A 17441-nucleotide genomic window follows, 5' to 3' on the forward strand; every position below is an offset into this window, starting at 1 on the left:
TTAAGCTAACCGCTTTTCCAAATAGCGCATGTAATAACTGATTGGCATGGTGATAATCAGATAGAGAACCCCCACGGCGGAATAGGCCGCCATGGTCTCCAGAGAACTTGAGGCAATCACGTTACCTTGATACATCAGATCAAAACCGCCGACAAAGGCCAGCGTCGATGAGTTCTTGACCAAGTTGACGAATTGGTTACCCAGCGGTGGAATCACATAACGGAACGCTTGGGGCAAGACAATGTAGCGCATCGCCTGCCAGAAGGTGAGCCCGTTGGCCCGTGACCCTTCCATTTGGCCAGGGTCCACGGACTGAATGCCCGCCCGAACCGTTTCGGCGATAAATGACGAGGTGTACAGTGTCAACCCAATCGTTCCGGCGGTGAACCCGTTCATCTTGACCACGTACAACGGGAAAACCACGTAGAAGAACATCGTGATAACCAGCAAGGGAATATTCCGGAAAAGTTCAATGTAGGCCCGCGCAATCCGCCGGGCAATCTTACTCGGCGATTCCTCGAGCAAAGCAAAGAACGTCCCAATAATCAAACTGAAGACTAATGCAATTAAACTACAGAGCAACGTTTGGCCAAGGCCGTATAGGAGTGTGCCTCCGTATGCTTGAAAAATATGAATCATTCTTTAGCCGCCTCCTCGTAGTCAAAGCCCTTCACGTTGTGGAACCATTTGTGAAGAATCTTGTTATATTCACCATTTGCCCGTAACTCAGCCAGGGCCTGGTTCACGGAATTCTTAAATGGCGTTTGGTTTTTATCGATCGCAATTCCGTAAGGCTCCGAGACAAACGTTCCCCCCGTGACTTCATAGCCCGGGTTCTGAACGGACATCCCATAAAGAATCCCGTTATCGGTGGTTAACGCTTGGCCCTGCCCAGACTTCAAGGCCGTCATCGCTTGGGCGTAATCCGTCAGCTGTAAGACCTTGGCATTCGGGGCCACCTTCGCCACGTTTTCCACTGAATCGGACCCCACAACGCCGAGGACGGTTCCCTTCTGCTTGTTGAGATCCTTCACGTTCTTAATACTACTGCCGCGTTTAACCAGCAGCGATTGGCCGGCGAAGAAGTAGGTGTTCGAAAAGGCAACCTGCTTGCGCCGCTCCGGCGTATTCGTCATCGTGGCGATAATGGCGTCAATGTTGCCGTTCTTTAACATCGGCATCCGCGTTGAACTCGTCACCTGAATGAATTTAGCTTTGGCGTCCTTCCCCAACATCTGCTTAGTCAGTGCCGTTGCGAGGTCGACTTCAAACCCCTTGATCTTACCGTCCTTCGTGTCTAGTAATCCGAAGAGGCGGGTATCCGCCTTAACTCCCCAGGTAATCGTCTTGTCTTGTTGATCCGTCTTCAACACGTTTCGTTGCGACAGAGGCTTACTACCACAGGCGCTGACCACAACCGTCAGCGTTAACAGGGTCAGGACTAAGCCCAGAATTCGAATAAACTTTTTCATACTGCGCGTTCCTCCCCCATTTTAGTGTGTAATAATCTTGCTTAAGAATTGACGCGCCCGTTCGTTGGTTGGTTGGCCATCGAAGAAGGTTTCCTTGGAATCATCTTCCAGAATCCGACCGTCAGCCATGAAGATGACCCGGTTGGCCACCTCACGAGCGAACCCCATTTCGTGGGTCACAACCAGCGTCGTCATACTGGAGTCCCGGGCGATGGTCTTCATAACGTTTAGCACATCGTCAATCATTTCGGGATCCAAGGCACTGGTGGGTTCGTCAAATAATAAACACTTGGGCTTCATCGCCAGTGAACGGGCGATCGCGATCCGTTGTTGCTGCCCCCCAGAAAGCTGCGAGGGCATCTTCGGTGCTTGGTCGGCCAGACCCACTCGGTCGAGCATCTCCATGGCGACCTTCTTGTTTTCGTCTTCGTTGCGGTGCAACACAATCCGCGGGGCCAACATGATGTTTTCAAGAATTGTTTTGTTCGCATAAAGGTTAAAGTGCTGGAAGACCATCCCCACGTTCTTGCGGATGCGGTTCATATCCGTCTTCGGGTTGGCCAGGTCCTGGCCGTTCACAATCAGTTGGCCGTGGCGAATGGATTCAAGACCATTGATCGTCCGAATTAGCGTTGACTTCCCCGACCCGGAAGGCCCAATCAGCACCACGGTTTCCCCATCTTCAATCGTTAAATTAATGTTGTGTAATGCGTGAAAACTACCGTAGTATTTTTCAACGTTGTGAAATTCAATCATTGACATAAGTCTTTCCCTCCACATAACTAAAGTAGTTGCCTGGTCGGTGTTTTTAACGTCCGTACCTCTGATTTTTTGTGTCTATGATAGAGTCTAAACCAAAAAAATATCGCGGTCAAAACAAACACTCCCGGTGTCACCACCCCCGCTAAAGATTCAGGGATAAAAAGATTAGGCATACCATGGATTGTGCACGCCTAATGACCACCAAAAAAAATTCTGTTAAGTAGCACAGATATGTTAGAAAATATGACATATAGACCGTTATTTTCCGAACATCCCCCCCGGATTTAACCAATTCAGCGTGACTGACGGCTTCAACATGGAGGTTCCCCAGCCTCACCTTCACGCTACCATTGATCACGTTTTCCAATCTTTTTCTACTTCTAGTCGTCATGTTGACGTCCACGTGTGACCTGGCCATAAAAAAGGCACGCGGCTAGTCTTATCCGCGTGCCCTCGTTTGTTCAATTTAGTGATGATACCGTGATGTCCGCGTCATTGGTTCCGAGTCGGTATCCGTCTGCGGTGCCTGATCGTAACGTGCCCGCCGTGAAGTCGTCGTAGCTTCCCGCGTTGCTGGCGTGTCTCGTGACCGATCACGACTGCCCTGATGCTTGTAGGCCAGTTGGACGGCAACCTGAAAATCATTCGCCTGTTCAATCACTGAGGTCCGCCCCAAAACCTTAAAGGGCCCGCCGACCAGCGTCGCATTGGCCAAGTACAATTCGAATTGATCCCGCACGTCGGCTACGTTCTGAAGACCTACCGTGCTGACCACACCGACTCGTTGCTTTTCGGCCTGATTCATCCCCGCATACACGACCAACTGATTATCCTCGGTCTGCATGTCGAAGTACGGAATCAAGGCCCCGGGGCCAGAGGCGTAGACAGGTTTGCCCGTCTGCCGCGTCTGTTCCGTAATCTCCCGATCGCCTAAGCCGGAGTAATCCAGCTGGAGCAATTGATTCTGCTGAAGCCGAGTTGCCAGATTCTGGATATTATCTTGCTCCAAAGGCGTCGACGATAATTTCCCGGGTAATATCTTCTTCTCATCGAAGTATCCGTTAGCCGGGATGTTCCGCCCGCCGATGGTCCGCTTGGGCTGATCCATTTCGGCCTCCTTAGGCTTCATGTGGAGAAGTTTTTCAATCTTCGGCGAGATATCAAACGGGGCCTTTTTATTGGTGAAATAGTAAACCGTATTCAAATAAGCAAAATACAGTAAAATAATGGCAACCAACAGAATCAAGAGGCCCCAGAATGGGTGGCCATTTTGGAGATAACGAACCCCGATGTAGAACAGGTAAAGGTCCCCTAACGCACCCAAAATCACATAAATGCGGTTTTTAATCTTAACACTCACATTGATGTAGCCCAGGTAATGGTTGACCATATCAAGAAAACTAAGCATTGTCGGTCCCCCTTTCTTCGTTATTGACCCGTGGTGTTGGTGTCATTCGTCGTGTTATAAGTGTTCGCGTGACTGTAAGTGCCCGCACCAGTGTCATCCGTCGTGGTGTCATCACTGGTTGAACCGGTGTCGTCACTAGTCGTACCACTATCATCGGTCGTGGCAGAACTCGTCGTACTGGATGACGTCTTCTTCTTAGACGTCGAACCCGTGTTACCTGTCGAGCCCGTTGTGCCGGCCGTACTGTTTTCCGTTTCAGACGTGGAATTAGCCGACGAACTTTCCGTATCCGTCGATGAACTGCTACTACTGCTGTCCTTATCGGATGACTCACTGCTGTCTTTCTTTGAAGAATCGGAATCCTTCTTCTTGCTGTCGTCACTGGCCTTTTTCTTCGAATCATTGGATTGGTTCACGACTAGCGACGAACTGGTCGACGTCCGTGAAGCCCCTTCGTTGGTCTTCGTGACGGAATTGGTCACCACGTTGGTGGCCCCGAGTGCCAATGCCATCGAGACGATGGCAAACGGCGTGATAAAGGGTGGTGTCCGGTACGCCATATGACATTCCTCCTTCTACGTTAAATCAATGCCTCTTATTATCGCACGTTCGTTTCAAAATTTTCTCAAGTTTCTGTTAATTTTTAACTAAGTTCGGCCGTTAATTTTTCACCAACGACTGCGGTGCCGCCGTTACCCCGGCCGCCTTGCATTCCGCACAAATACCATACAATTCAAAGCTGTGGCCGGTGATGTCGTAACCCGGTAGCTGGTCGGTGAAAAAGTCCATGGGGCACATCTGGAGTTCGGTGACCTTGCCACAATTTTGGCAAATGAAGTGGTGATGGTGCTGATGGTGGAAGTCACACTGGTACTTCACCCGCGTCCGCTCCTGTTCCGTGTTCTGCTCCACGATGCCGACTTCCTCGAATTCCTTGAGGTTCCGGTAGACCGTGTTATGGCTCATCCCCGGAAATTCGGTCCGCATGTAGGCGTCAACCGTTACCACATCCGTGTAGTGACCCTGGTTGGTCACCAAAAATTCCAGCAACGCGTGACGTTGCTTGGTCAACTTGTACTTATTCTTTCTTAAAATCGCCACGGCGGCGGTCAACGTGTCTGCCATGATGGGCGGCCTCCTCTTAAAATTTAGTCCGAAATCCTCATTAGTTTCGCACACTTTCAGTCGAAACTCAACCAATGCGCCACTTATTTCGCCTGTAAGCGGTTCATCAGCGCATCTAACTTAATCTGGGTCTGTTGCCAGTTATCATTGTTGAGCTGAATCGCCTTGCCGCGTAACGCCAGTGGCATGGTCAAGTCGCGACGATACTCGGGACTGGCAAAGCGTTGCCGCAACATCTCCCGGTCGTCACCTCGCCGCGTCACCCGCGTTAGCAGGTCATCGGGCTGGCTAACCGTCAAGAAGATGATGACGGCCTGATCGCCCAGCTCCTGCGCGTAGGTGATGGCGCCCTTCGTATCTAAGACGATGGCGACGAACGGTTCCCGCTCGAATCCAGCCGCCAGCCCTTCACGTGACGAGCCGTAATGGTAGCCCGAATAGAAGACGGACTCCAAGTAATGGTTCTTGGGAAAGCTCTCGTCGGTCTCGAAGTAGTAGTCACGACCGTTGACTTCTCCCTGCCGCGGTGGCCGCGTGGTATGGGTGATGACCTTGGTCACGGGGTATTGGCGCACCAAATAATCCTGCACCGTCGTCTTGCCCGTCCCGGTGGCGCCAGTGATGACCAACACTTTATTTGTCATGCTGGTCCCCCACTAAGAAGGTATTGGCCTGCGTCAGTAAGTCCTGCAAGTTGGGATAGCTCAGGCGCTCGTGGGCCGTCTCAAAGTCAAACCAACCGTAGTCGCTAATCTCTTCAACCTGCCGTTCAATCGTGACGTCTGCCGGAACTTGGGCGGTGTACAACACCACATGTTTATGGTGACCATTACGCATGTCGTAATCCAGATCGGCATGGAAGGTCGGGTTCACCGTGACGTTGAGACTGGTTTCCTCGCGAATTTCGCGCACCGCCGTCTCAATATCCGTTTCATTTCCCTCGACGTGCCCCTTGGGAAATCCCCAAAAGTTACTGGTCGCGCTCTTCAACAATAAATACTGCGGCTGCTGGTCGACCAAACGATAAACCACGGCACCGCTGGCATTTTCCGTTATCATCTTCAAATTGCCTCCTCGTTAGCTATGACCTCAACTTTAATTGGCCAGCAAAATAGGTATGGAGTGCTGGCCGCCGTTCAATTCATGAAACTTAACTCTACCACGAACGGCACTTAAAGTGGTCAATTTGTCAGAAAAAATTTTAATTCCGGAGAAATTGTGATTGCCCCGCCACTAAAACCGCTGGTGGCTGTCCAATCGTCTTTCTCAAGGATTGGGCCAGACTGGCGGTATCACGGGGTTTGTCTGGCCAATGATACCACTGAAGCTCCGAGTGGTCGTCGCTATTTTTCCCCGTTAGCCGGCCCATAACTGTTCTATTTTATCCCGAAATCCCGGGTTATGGGGGATTTTTAACTGGTTTTTCCGAAAAGTCTGACTAGCTCTCATTGACTTTTAATTTACGTCTAGGGTACACTATCCGAGATATCATCATTATTAAGGAGGCTTTTTATGGGTATTTCGCGAATTTTTCGCCGCGAACGCTTAGATAATTATTTAAAAAGTGACCAGCATTTTGCCAAGACCATGACGGCAAAAGATCTGATGTCACTGGGCATTGGCGCCGTGATTGGAACCGGGATTTTTATTCTCCCCGGAACCATCGCCGCGCAGTACAGCGGACCCGGAATTGTCTTATCCTTTCTGCTCGCGGCCATTGTCTGTTCGACAGCGGCCATGTGTTACGCCGAGTTTGCCTCCGTCCTGCCCGTCGCCGGGTCGGCTTACTCCTATGGCAACCTGGTTTTCGGCGAAATCATTGGCTGGGTGCTCGGTTGGGCGTTGATTTTGGAATACGTGCTGGCCGTGGCGGCCGTGGCCAATTCCTTTGGCGCCTATTTTAACTCGTTTCTTGCCGGTTTCCACCTAGCCCTACCCACAGCTCTCGCTGGTCCTTACGACCCCGCACATGGGACGTACGGCAACGTGGTGGCTATCCTGGTGGTCCTGCTGATTAGTTGGTTGCTCAACCGGGGCATGCGCGAGTCGATGCGGATTAATACCGCCATCGTCTTCGTCAAGATTGCCATTATTATTTTATTCGTCCTGGTGGGAATCTTCTACGTCAAACCAGCCAACTGGAAACCCTTCGCACCGTTCGGGACCAAAGGAATCCTGCAAGGCGCCTCAACTGTCTTCTTCGCTTATCTTGGATTCGACGTGGTCTCCGCTTCCGCAGCCGAGGTCAAGAATCCCAAGAAGAACATGCCCATTGGGATTATCGGAACGTTGATTGTGGCTTCCGTCCTCTACATGCTGGTCGCCGTGGTGCTGACCGGGATGGTCCATTACACCAAGCTCAACGTGGCCGATCCAGTGGCCTTCGCGTTAACCTTGGTCCACCAGAACTGGACGTCCGGGATCATCTCGCTGGGGGCGTTGGCCGGGATGTTTACCATGATGGTGACCATGATCTACAGCTCCTCACGGCTCATCTACTCCATCGGTCGGGATGGGCTATTGCCTAAATTCTTAGGGAAAATCGACGAAACCAACGGCACACCTAAGAACAGCCTAGCCATTATTACCGTGGTAATTGCGCTTCTCGGGGGCTTCGTTCCCCTGGCGCAACTAACCAACCTGGTCAACATCGGGACGTTAGTGGCCTTTCTCTTCGTTTCCTTTGGTATCATTCGGTTACGGCACATCAAAGAATTACCGGCGAACTCCGGCTTCAAGGTGCCGTGGTATCCGGTCCTACCAATCGTCTCTGGACTACTGTGCTTTGGGATGATGCTCCAACTACCGGCGGAGACCTGGATTGCCTCGTCAATCTGGTTCGTCCTCGGCCTCATCATCTACTTCACTTACGGCCTACGCCACAGCCGCCTCAATGACGACCAGCCTGAGTCTAAATAGAACTTTACATTCGCTGGTCTGCGGCTGCCAGAGTTCCGCCTGCTGTGAGGAACGGGACAAGCCACAAAACGGTCTTGTCCCTCGCCTTGAAGCCGAAAATTCACGTCTTCAAGGTCGTCCAGTGAAGTAACCTGGCCCAAAACGCCAGCTAGCTTCACACTCACAGCTGGCTCCACTCTGGCCTCCTCCGGCCGGCTAACATTGGTGCAAATAGACTGTTCATCATTGACTCAGCCAAAATGAATCGTTGTGCCACGCACCAACGTAGCCGCGAGTGAGCCAAACCGGGACTCACTACCGACTCCACTCGTTTTTACTAACAGCTTCCACTTATTCACTCTGGCCGCCAACGTGTGACTCACACTACTAGCTGAGTTAAGCCACCACCTTAGCCGTAGGCAGACAGGGATGGAGTCAGCCGTGAATGCGCAGTTAGCTGACGTCTCACAGTCAGGTTACTGCGCAGGACGTATTTGGAAACGTGCTTTTCGGCTCCAAATCGAGGTAAAAGACCGTTCCACAGGCTTTTACCGGTCCCCACAGCAGGCGGAATCCCTGTCTGCCATAGGCGACCATAACATAAACCAACAATTTAAAATTATTTAGGAGGGTGATTCATTTGCGTAATCAACAATTTTCCATCCGGCCCACACAACCGGCCGAGGCAATTCACGAACTTGAACGGGTACGTTTCTTAACCGCGGACAATCAAGAACTAACCAGCGGTAGCGCCCTATTACAGGACTTCTACGACAAGAGTTGGCCGGAATATACGACCGCAGCCGTGGTTGAGCAGCAGCTCGCCAGCCTGATGGCCTCGCCGGATACCGATGGTCTCGCCTACCTGACCAGCCACGATGAGGTGGCCGTCAGTGCCTTCTACAACTTAGCGCTTCAACGGCTGGGGTTCTTGCCAGAAGTTGATTTCGACTTAGCCGATCCCCTGGCCGCGATGGCTAAGATTCAGCTTCCGATCGCCGATCACGCGGGAGATGTCTTCACCCTGTCCGAGCTCAAGCAAGCCTGGTATCTCCTGTTGACGACCCACACCAAAAACGGCCAAACTTTCTTGGATCATCTGACCACGCACGGTTATTTTGCCCCCTTCGTTCATGACGAAAGCGTCGAAAAGCCCCTGATCTTCAACGGCAAGGCCCAAGCCGTCTTCGACACCACCCACTTAATTCGCGAAGTGGTCTACGTCGAAAGCCCTCAGGACACCGATGACGACGGCCAACGTGATTTACTCAAAGCCGAGGTCATTCGTCCCGCCGAAACGGAATCCGGGTTGAAAGTGCCCGTCCTCTACACGGCGAGCCCCTACAACCAAGGGACCAACGACGAGGCCGGCGATCAGATGATGCACAACGTTAACGTCCCGTTGGAGCCTAAACAACCCAACGACCTCACATACGCCGACGTCACCGCCGAGCCGAATACACGGCCCGTTCCCGACCCACGGCCCGTGACCACCACGACCAAGACAGCCGAGGAGACCTTTGCCCGCGAACAATCCTACACACTCAACGATTACTTCCTGGCCCGGGGCTTCGCGGTCGTCTACGCCGCGGGGATTGGAACCGTCAATTCCGATGGGGTCCGCACGACTGGGGATCCCGAGGAAACGACCTCGACCATCGCCATTATTGAATGGCTGGCTGGCAACCGCACGGCCTTTACTAGCCGGGCCGCCACGCAAGCCATTCCCGCTTGGTGGAGTAACCACGCCGTTGCCATGACCGGTCGTTCCTACCTGGGAACTCTGGCCACAGCCGCCGCAACCACCGGTGTTACCGGGCTGAAAACGGTGATTTCCGAAGCCGCCATTTCCAACTGGTACGACTACTACCGTGACGGTGGGTTGGTCGTAGCTCCCGGGGGCTTTCCCGGTGAAGACGCCGACGTTCTGGCCGAAGAGACCTTCAGTCGGCAACTCAAGGCTGGTGACTATCATCGTATTCAAGCAAAATGGCAAGCCGACCTCGCCGCCATCACGCATGGCCAAGACCGCGCAACCGGAAACTACAACCGCTTCTGGGACGCCCGCAATTACTTAAAGAATGCCGGAAACATCAAGGCCGATCTGTTGCTGGTTCACGGGCTCAACGACTGGAACGTCAAGCCCCGTAATGTCAACAATCTCTGGAATGCCGTTCGCGACCTGCCCGTTACCAAAAAGTTGATTCTCCACCAAGGCCAGCACATCTACATCAATGCTTTCCGGTCAATCGACTACACTGACATCGTCAATCTCTGGTTGACCCACGAGCTGTTGGACGTGGATAACCAGGCGGAGACATTGTTACCTAACGTCATTATCCAAGACAATGTGGCCCCAGAAACCTGGCATGCGACCGACGATTGGGACGCGCCAAGTAATCCGCAACGCGTCTTCAACCTCCAACACGACGAGCTGGTCGACCAGACGACGCACGAGCCCATGGAATTTGCCACGAGCTTCAACGACCAGTTACCGACCGCACAGTTTCAGCGTTATACCAAGGACATTGACGCCTGGGAAGCGGACTTACTGGGTGACAAGCACAACGACATGTTCGGTCACCGTTTAATCTTCAAATCTGCCGTCTTAAAGGACGATCTGATCTTGGACGGCAAGCCAACCGTTAAACTGCAGGTCGCCGTCAACCAACCGGTCGGCATGCTGAGTTTCCAGGTCGTGGATTACAGCGAGGCCAAGCGTCTCGGGGTTAGTCCCACTTCGTTGCGGATCAACCTTGACGAGGGTTACCACTGGCGCGAGGACAACCTGCGGGAATTCCAGACGACCAAGAGTACGCCGTGGAAGATGATCACCAAGGGCCACCGCAACCTGCAGAACCGGACCAACGCCTATCACGTTGACTCGCTCAAACCCAACCAGTTCTATGACCTCAGTGTGACCCTACAACCGACACACTACAAGTTGTTGGCGGGCCATCAGTTAGGATTGGTCGTGTACGCCACAGACTTTGGCATGACCGTCCGCGGGAATCAGGATCTACAGTATTCCGTTCAACTCGGCGAATCCTCGCTGACGATTCCCTTTGTTGAGAAATAGTCTTGCCCACTGCACCGCCTTACCGTTCGCCAAATCTGGGCTGGAACGCTGGGGAAGGACCGGGCCAAGCCTGAAGGGACGGTCTTGGCCCTCGCTTGAAACCACCACAATTCGGTGTTTCCAAGGCGCCCATTCATAACTGGTAAATCACCAGTCATGGATGCCCCGGCTGAGCCCAGATTTGACTCACTCACGGCTCTGCTAATTCTTTCATCACCAATTTGAATGCCAGTGGGTCCCTGGCTTCTCCACATCGTCAACGAAGGACCAACCAGACCACGCTTCAATTAACTTTAGTTTCGGATTTTAACCGACAGTGCTAAACTATTAGATAACTCATTAGAAACGGGGGAATTTCATTATGAAACAAGGCACGACGATCATTACCTTAGACAACGGCTACCACCTCTGGACCAACACCCAAGGCACCGGCGACATTCACTTGCTCGCCCTTCACGGTGGCCCCGGTGGTAACCACGAATACTGGGAAGATACGGCTAAGCAATTGGCCGCCCAAGGCTTAAACGTTCAAGTCCACATGTACGACCAACTTGGCTCCTGGTACTCCGATCAACCAGACTATAGCGACCCCGAGATCGCTAAGAAGTATCTGACTTACGACTACTTCTTGGATGAAGTCGAAGAAGTTCGCCAAAAATTGGGTATCGACAAGTTCTACCTGATCGGCCAATCATGGGGTGGCGCTTTAGTTCAGATGTACGCCGCTAAATACGGCCAACACTTAAAGGGCGCGATCATTTCCTCCATGGTTGATAACATCGACGAATACGTTGAAAGCATTAACCATATTCGCGAAACGGTCTTATCCGCCGACCAAGTGGCTTACATGAAACAAGTTGAAGCCCAAGGCAACTACGACGACCCAACCTACCAGAGCTACGTGGACATCTTAAACGACGGCTACGTGGATCGGAAGAAGCCAGCCGCCATCTCCCACTTAATCAGCACCATGGCAACCGACGTTTACGGTGCCTTCCAAGGGGACAACGAGTTTGTCATCAAAGGGAAGCTGAAGGAATGGAACTTCCGTGACCACTTGAAGGAAATCAAGGTCCCAACCCTGTTAACCTTTGGGGAACACGAAACCATGCCAATCGCCACTGGTAAGAAGATGGCCGAACTTATCCCTCACTCTCGTTTCGTTACCACACCTGAAGGGGGCCACCACCACATGATCGATAACGCACCCGTTTACTACGATCATCTGGCCACGTTTATCCGTGATGTGGAAAACGATAATTTCAATGCTTAAAAGCTAAACTAAAAACATCCAGTCAATTCCAAACACGAATTGACTGGATGTTTTTCATTTTTATTTGCTTAACAACCGAATCGAGCTAGTGAATCACAACCTTCATCCCATAAGGTACGTTGGTGTAGACCCACTTGGCGTCGGCCACCGATAACCGGACACAACCGTGTGAGGCGTCCGTCTTACCCAGTTCTTCGGCTTCACTCTTGATGAACTTGCCATTCTGATCCGTGGGCACACTGTGGAAGAGGTAAATCCCATGATCCTTCCAAGAAACCCAATATTTGGCCCCTTCACCAGAAGACTGATTGTAGAAGAACTTCCCGCGCTCGGCCTGAATGTAATAGGTCCCGTGCGGGGTGCCGTTCTCCTTACCCGTCCCGGTGGAGCAGTACATGGTGTAGAGGGTCTGGTCACCGTCCTTGATGTACACCCGTTGCTTACTGGTATTCACGTCCAGCCACGCATTCGGATGCTGCTTCAAGTTCGGATAGGCCTTGTCTTCGGATGGCCGACGCCAATTAATCTTCTTGACTGTTGCTTTTTGGGTCGTACCGGTCGTGGCCGTCTGGGTAGTCGACGTTGTCTTATCGGCTGCCGAATGTTGAATCACGCGATTGATGCCCATTGCCGCCACCACAACCAAGATCACAATCACCACTAGTTGTCTGAAACGTCTCATGCTTTGCCGTCCCTTTCTCCTGATATTTTCTCTACCGTCAACTCTAACGGATTTTCATGAAAAAGGAAATGATTTTTACCGAAACGTAATCTTCATGCAACGTTAGTTTTGGACGTTCTTCAAACTTAACTTCTCAACGTTCAAGATCTTATCGACTAAGCCCGTGTAGAAACTGGCCTCATGGCTGACGATGATCGCGTTACCCGGAAAGTTCGCGATGGCTTCCTTCAAAGCTTGTTTCGTCTCGTCATCCAAATGGTTCGTCGGTTCGTCCATGATAAGGAAGTTTGCGGGTTCAAATTCCATCAAGGCCAGCTTGACCTTGGTCTGTTCGCCCCCGGAGAGCTCTCCAATTGGTTTCATCGCATTTGCGGAGTCCAGTCCACACTTGGACAGCTTCCCCCGAATGGCCTTTTGTGGTAACTTTTCGTACTTCGCCTGGATAATCTGCAGTGGTGTCTGCCGATTGTTATCCCAAACTAAATCCTGACTGAAGTAGCTGATCCGCGCGGATGGCGAGAAGGACGCTTCCCCACCCTTGGCCTTGATGATTCCCAGGATGGACTTAATCAACGTCGACTTCCCGACCCCGTTGAACCCAGTCAGTCCAACTTTTTGGTCGGTCGTCACGGAGAACGTCACGGGCTTCAACAGTGGCCGGTCGTACCCAACGGACAGTTGGTCCACCACCAAGGCGTTTTGTGACCCCGTTTCCTGGTAAGGGAAGTCGAAGTGCGCCTGAATGTTGGTCGAAGGCGGATCGACCCGGTCCATCCGGTTCAGCATCTTTTCCCGTGACTTGGCCATGGTCGACTTAGAACCGGCCTTGTTTTTACGGATAAACCGTTCGGCCTTTTCAATCACGACCTGTTGCTTATCGAATTCGCGTTGTTGGGCCTTTTCCTTCTCGGCCCGTTGACGCATGGCCTGCTTGAAGTTCCCACGGTACTTGGTAATCTGCCCGAAGGCCACGTTGATGATACAGTTGGTCACGTCTTGGAGGAAGTCGTAATCATGGGACACGATTAAAGCGGCCCCGTCAAAACTGTTCAGATAGTCTTCCAGCCATTCAATGTGCGCCGTATCCAGATAGTTGGTCGGTTCGTCCAATAAGATAACATCGGGCGTTTCCAGCAATAATTTAGCCAAAATAATCTTCGACCGTTGGCCCCCAGACATCTTAGCCACTTCATGATCCCGGCCCATGTCATCGAGACCTAACCCGGAGATGACCCGTTCAATCTGCGTTTCCACGTCATAGAAGTTGCGCGCGTCCAGTTCCTCTTGAATTCGACCCGCCCGCTCCAGAAGCTTGTCATCCATGCTCTCGGCGTATTCCGTGTACATGGCCGTCATCCGGTCATTCATTTCATATAAGTCAGCGTAAGCCGTGTGGAGAAAGTCAATCAGCGTCATCCCCGCTGGAATGTCCGCGTATTGGTCCAAATAGCCCACGTGGGTCTTCTTCTGCCACTTCACTGACCCCGTCAGTGGCAGCTCCTGCCCCGTAATAATCTTGATTAAGGTTGACTTACCGACCCCGTTTTGCCCAACGACGCCCATGTGTTCGCCTTTCTCCAGGGTAAAACTGGCCCCTTCATAGAGCTTCTTATCGGCGAAACTCATGCTTAGGTCGTCAACTTCTAGTAATGGCACGTGTATCCTTCCCTTCTTCTCTCATGCAAGAAAAAAGCCCCGACAACGTCAAGGCCTCCTCCCAAACGGTAATATATAAGTAGTAACTTACCACGAAACGCCCGGGTTCGTCAACTTCATGGCTTAGGGTCTCGTGAAAACTATGCTATAATAGTGAAAATTTACTTCTAAGGACTGAAGCTTTCATGAATATTCGTAACATCGACCACATTACCCTAACCGTTAGCGATATCGAACGCTCCGTGCGTTGGTACCACGAGGTCTTTGACCTGCCCATCATCGAATTTGACGACGGGCGGCGCGGCGTGAAACTCGGCAAGCAAAAGTTGAACTTTCAACAAAGTGACGACCTGCATTTACCCGTTGCTAAACATCCCACGGTGGGTGGCGCAGACTTCGCCATCATCGCGACTGATCCCCTCGCCAACATTCTCTCTCACCTGACCAACTACGCGGTCGAGATCGTTGACGGTCCCATCCCCAAGCAAGGGGCATTGGGTCCGATGACCTCCGTTTACGTCCGCGACCCCGATGAAAACCTCATCGAGATTGGTAAATACGACAAGTAACGGCGGCGCTTACTGCGACAACGCTTGATTGGTCGTGGTCACCGCTAGAAACACACTAACATTGGAGGACTGCTTGCATGAATTCGTTGAACAAGGGTCTCAACTGGCTACTGGACTGGGTGCTTCGCGACCTCAAATGGCTGGGCTTTCTACTGCTCTACCTGATTGACAGCCTCTTCCTGACCAAGGCGACACTCCAGGCGAGTCACGGGACCGCTACCAACCGAACCATCGGTATGATGCTGATCTACACGGGCCTACTGTTGGGATTCATCACCTGGCGCTATCAGAAACAACTCCAGCAAAATAATCCCCGCCAGTTTGGCCGGACACCCTTTACCGGAAAGACTGTGAGCCAGCTCATTGGCTTCTTTATCCTGATGCTGGCCATTCAGTACTCGTGGTCCATTCTGATTGCCACGCACGTGCTCCCGAGTCCCGCCAACCAGCAGGCGATTAATCAGCAGGTCACCCAGTTACCCTTCTGGAATCTGGCCTACGCCATCCTGCTGGCGCCGGTGATTGAAGAGCTGATCTTCCGCGGTATCTTTCTCAATTACTTCTTCAGTAAGAATACCAAGCTGATGAACTTCCTGGGGATTTTCGTTTCAGGCATTATCTTTGGTTTCATGCACGTCGCCAGCTTCACCCCAACCTTACTGATGTATTCGGCGTTGGGCTGGGTACTGGGCTATAGCTACCTGCATTTCCGTGATATTCGCTACGACATGACCCTACACTTCTTGAATAACGCCATGTCACTCATCTGACTGGTCACAAAAAGCCCGAGGCAATCGCCCCGAGCTTTTTTATGTATGGCCGCTTATCCATGATTTCCTAGTTCTCATGGTTAGCGTCCTTTACGTTTTTCTCGTAACGCCCGCGAGAACTCTCGCTGAATACGCGTCACAATCGCTTCACTCAACTTTAAATGCGGACCTCTTAGGCCACCCAACATTGTGTGGCCCGCGAATCTGGTTACAGTATAGACCATGTTGGGTTGGTTAGAAAGGAAACTCCCACATATCGCGCAAGGTGCCGTGCGTTTCCGAAGACAAGCGGTGGTGAAGGGGCATTTTTTTCATTACGTGTTGGTTTAACAATCAGACTAGACCAAGCTTGGCCTGCGCCTACCAGGGATTCCGCCTGCTATGGGGAACGCTTCCAGCCAAGGAACGGGCTTCCAGCTCGCTCGCCAGCCTCACAAAAATCGCGAGTCTCCCGAGTCGCCCCACCCAGTAACCTGCCAAAATACGCCAGCTAACTGGGTCGTCACAGCTGGCTACACCCCGGCGATATCCGGCCTGAATGCGACCTCTCTTGAAATAACGGCTTGTCCCACCACGCCATGATACTCAGCTCAAATCCTTTTAGCTGGTAACCGCTTGTCAGCCTAAATGGCCCAAACCTGTTTGGCGACATCAATAATTCGTTGTAACTTACGCCATTCTTCGTCCTGCGTCAATAAGTTTCCGACCGTAGATGAGGCAAAGCCACATTGCGTTGAGAGACCCAAATTCTCCAGCGGCACATGCTTAGCAGCCTCATTCAGTCGTGCAATCAATGTTTCTTCCGTCTCGAGTTGAGGTGTTTTGGAGGTGACCAACCCCAAAATTAACCGCTTATTGGCGTCATTATGCCAAATCTCATCGAGGGGTTCAAAACCTCCCGCACGCTGGCTATCATACTCCAAGAATAGGCCATCATAATTAAGTTGGCCTAAATATTTAGCCACCACATCATAACTACCAGAGAAGACGTACGTCGATTTAAAATTTCCTCGACAAATATGCGTTGTGGTCGTGAGATCCGCGGGCAAATCTTTGAGAACAGCATTAACCAAGGACACTGCATCCCTTGCCTGACTCTCAAAATTCGCATGTGCTTCGGGATTATCTTCAGTTGCGTTAAGCTCACTAATCAGATATGCCCAATTAGTATCGTCCAATTGGAGATAACGATTACCCAATGCATAAAAGTGTAGAATCGTTTGATGATAAGCCTCTGCAAGATCACTTAAATAGGTATCCCAATCCGCGTAGATATCATGCCAATTCGCTCCAAACAATAGTGTTGGGGATGGAATCGTCTGCTTAACCGTGACACCGTCCGGCACCAATGATTGTGTGTACTTAAAATCCGTAAAAAAGGGATGTTCTGGATTGAAGGCTACTTTATCCACTAACTGTGCCGTATGAAGTTTGTTACCGCCACCAGCAAACGAAATGGATTCCTTAAAGTGCTCACTAATTCCTGTCAGAGACTTCCAAAAATCCAAGTGCCACCAATTTCGGTTGAATTCACCATCCGTGACAGCCTTCAGCCCTAAGGCCACTTCCCGATCGACGACCTTCTTAGTTTCGGCGCGCTGAATCTTTTTCAGTTCTAACGCCGTGATATCGCCGCGATCAAATCGTACCAAGGCATCCTTCAATTCTGCTGTACGGAGCAAACTCCCCACAACATCGTAATGGTAAGGAAATTTTACATCAGTTACTTCAGTCATCTGCTACACCT

16 protein-coding genes are annotated in these 17441 nt (G+C 51.5%); 5 read left to right on the forward strand and 11 right to left on the reverse strand.

Going from position 1 to position 17441, the window contains the following annotated elements; genetic code table 11:
* From KB236_06650 to KB236_06685, 8 genes are all read right to left on the reverse strand, one after another.
* Positions 1–639: an amino acid ABC transporter permease gene (locus KB236_06650; GenBank protein ID UIF28234.1), complete on the reverse strand. Its 639-nt coding sequence runs from the start codon at positions 637–639 to the stop codon at positions 1–3.
* The gene (locus KB236_06655; GenBank protein UIF28235.1) at positions 636–1472 is read right to left on the reverse strand and encodes a transporter substrate-binding domain-containing protein; all 837 of its coding nucleotides are present in this window, start codon (positions 1470–1472) and stop codon (positions 636–638) included. Before KB236_06655 ends, KB236_06650 begins: the two co-directional genes overlap by 4 nt.
* Before the next feature lie 21 nt (positions 1473–1493).
* On the reverse strand, positions 1494–2228 hold the full coding sequence (locus KB236_06660) for an amino acid ABC transporter ATP-binding protein (GenBank protein UIF30315.1): 735 nt from the start codon (positions 2226–2228) through the stop codon (positions 1494–1496).
* Positions 2229–2700: 472 nt separating this feature from the next.
* Entirely contained in the window at positions 2701–3642 is a 942-nt protein-coding gene (locus KB236_06665; GenBank protein UIF28236.1) for a hypothetical protein, read from the reverse strand.
* A gap of 20 nt (positions 3643–3662) precedes the next feature.
* Positions 3663–4202, reverse strand: a complete 540-nt coding sequence (locus KB236_06670) for a hypothetical protein (protein UIF28237.1) — start codon at positions 4200–4202, stop codon at positions 3663–3665.
* A gap of 100 nt (positions 4203–4302) precedes the next feature.
* Positions 4303–4767, reverse strand: coding sequence for a transcriptional repressor (locus tag KB236_06675; GenBank protein UIF28238.1), 465 nt, complete (start codon positions 4765–4767; stop codon positions 4303–4305).
* Between the two features lie 83 nt (positions 4768–4850).
* On the reverse strand, positions 4851–5411 hold the full coding sequence (locus tag KB236_06680; protein UIF28239.1) for a guanylate kinase: 561 nt from the start codon (positions 5409–5411) through the stop codon (positions 4851–4853).
* Complete coding sequence (locus KB236_06685) at positions 5401–5826, reverse strand: NUDIX domain-containing protein (GenBank protein ID UIF28240.1); 426 nt, start codon at positions 5824–5826, stop codon at positions 5401–5403. Before KB236_06685 ends, KB236_06680 begins: the two co-directional genes overlap by 11 nt.
* A gap of 453 nt (positions 5827–6279) precedes the next feature.
* On the opposite strand from KB236_06685, the gene KB236_06690 reads away from it, so the two are divergent.
* From KB236_06690 to KB236_06700, 3 genes are all read left to right on the forward strand, one after another.
* Positions 6280–7686, forward strand: a complete 1407-nt coding sequence (locus KB236_06690) for an amino acid permease (protein UIF28241.1) — start codon at positions 6280–6282, stop codon at positions 7684–7686.
* 619 nt (positions 7687–8305) lie between these two features.
* Positions 8306–10744 carry a Xaa-Pro dipeptidyl-peptidase gene (locus tag KB236_06695; GenBank protein ID UIF28242.1) on the forward strand — a complete coding sequence of 813 codons (2439 nt, stop codon included), beginning with the start codon at positions 8306–8308 and terminating at the stop codon, positions 10742–10744.
* 361 nt (positions 10745–11105) lie between these two features.
* Positions 11106–12017, forward strand: a complete 912-nt coding sequence (locus KB236_06700; GenBank protein ID UIF28243.1) for a proline-specific peptidase family protein — start codon at positions 11106–11108, stop codon at positions 12015–12017.
* 85 nt (positions 12018–12102) lie between these two features.
* On the opposite strand, the gene KB236_06705 is transcribed toward KB236_06700, so the two are convergent.
* Together KB236_06705 and KB236_06710 are read right to left on the reverse strand one after the other, a co-directional pair.
* Entirely contained in the window at positions 12103–12699 is a 597-nt protein-coding gene (locus tag KB236_06705) for a L,D-transpeptidase (protein UIF28244.1), read from the reverse strand.
* 102 nt (positions 12700–12801) lie between these two features.
* Entirely contained in the window at positions 12802–14355 is a 1554-nt protein-coding gene (locus tag KB236_06710; GenBank protein ID UIF28245.1) for an ATP-binding cassette domain-containing protein, read from the reverse strand.
* 185 nt (positions 14356–14540) lie between these two features.
* On the opposite strand from KB236_06710, the gene KB236_06715 reads away from it, so the two are divergent.
* A complete protein-coding gene (locus KB236_06715) occupies positions 14541–14924 on the forward strand; it encodes a VOC family protein (GenBank protein ID UIF28246.1) in 384 nt (127 codons plus the stop codon).
* 77 nt (positions 14925–15001) lie between these two features.
* The gene (locus KB236_06720; protein UIF28247.1) at positions 15002–15694 is read left to right on the forward strand and encodes a CPBP family intramembrane metalloprotease; all 693 of its coding nucleotides are present in this window, start codon (positions 15002–15004) and stop codon (positions 15692–15694) included.
* A 623-nt stretch (positions 15695–16317) separates the two neighbouring features.
* Here KB236_06720 and KB236_06725 read toward each other — a convergent pair.
* Complete coding sequence (locus tag KB236_06725; protein ID UIF28248.1) at positions 16318–17430, reverse strand: 5-methyltetrahydropteroyltriglutamate--homocysteine S-methyltransferase; 1113 nt, start codon at positions 17428–17430, stop codon at positions 16318–16320.
* Positions 17431–17441 lie beyond the last annotated feature (11 nt).

Source organism: Levilactobacillus brevis, assembly GCA_021383565.1.
In the GTDB taxonomy this organism is placed as follows: Bacteria; Bacillota; Bacilli; order Lactobacillales; family Lactobacillaceae; genus Levilactobacillus; species Levilactobacillus brevis_B.

Excerpts from the sequence above, each read along its gene's own strand:
- KB236_06650 (UIF28234.1), bottom strand. The coding sequence starts at position 639 with ATGATTCATATTTTTCAAGCATACGGAGGCACACTCCTATACGGCCTT.
- KB236_06655 (UIF28235.1), bottom strand. The coding sequence starts at position 1,472 with ATGAAAAAGTTTATTCGAATTCTGGGCTTAGTCCTGACCCTGTTAACG.
- KB236_06660 (UIF30315.1), bottom strand. The coding sequence starts at position 2,228 with ATGATTGAATTTCACAACGTTGAAAAATACTACGGTAGTTTTCACGCA.
- KB236_06665 (UIF28236.1), bottom strand. The coding sequence starts at position 3,642 with ATGCTTAGTTTTCTTGATATGGTCAACCATTACCTGGGCTACATCAAT.
- KB236_06670 (UIF28237.1), bottom strand. The coding sequence starts at position 4,202 with ATGGCGTACCGGACACCACCCTTTATCACGCCGTTTGCCATCGTCTCG.
- KB236_06675 (UIF28238.1), bottom strand. The coding sequence starts at position 4,767 with ATGGCAGACACGTTGACCGCCGCCGTGGCGATTTTAAGAAAGAATAAG.
- KB236_06680 (UIF28239.1), bottom strand. The coding sequence starts at position 5,411 with ATGACAAATAAAGTGTTGGTCATCACTGGCGCCACCGGGACGGGCAAG.
- KB236_06685 (UIF28240.1), bottom strand. The coding sequence starts at position 5,826 with ATGATAACGGAAAATGCCAGCGGTGCCGTGGTTTATCGTTTGGTCGAC.
- KB236_06690 (UIF28241.1), top strand. The coding sequence starts at position 6,280 with ATGGGTATTTCGCGAATTTTTCGCCGCGAACGCTTAGATAATTATTTA.
- KB236_06700 (UIF28243.1), top strand. The coding sequence starts at position 11,106 with ATGAAACAAGGCACGACGATCATTACCTTAGACAACGGCTACCACCTC.
- KB236_06705 (UIF28244.1), bottom strand. The coding sequence starts at position 12,699 with ATGAGACGTTTCAGACAACTAGTGGTGATTGTGATCTTGGTTGTGGTG.
- KB236_06715 (UIF28246.1), top strand. The coding sequence starts at position 14,541 with ATGAATATTCGTAACATCGACCACATTACCCTAACCGTTAGCGATATC.
- KB236_06720 (UIF28247.1), top strand. The coding sequence starts at position 15,002 with ATGAATTCGTTGAACAAGGGTCTCAACTGGCTACTGGACTGGGTGCTT.
- KB236_06725 (UIF28248.1), bottom strand. The coding sequence starts at position 17,430 with ATGACTGAAGTAACTGATGTAAAATTTCCTTACCATTACGATGTTGTG.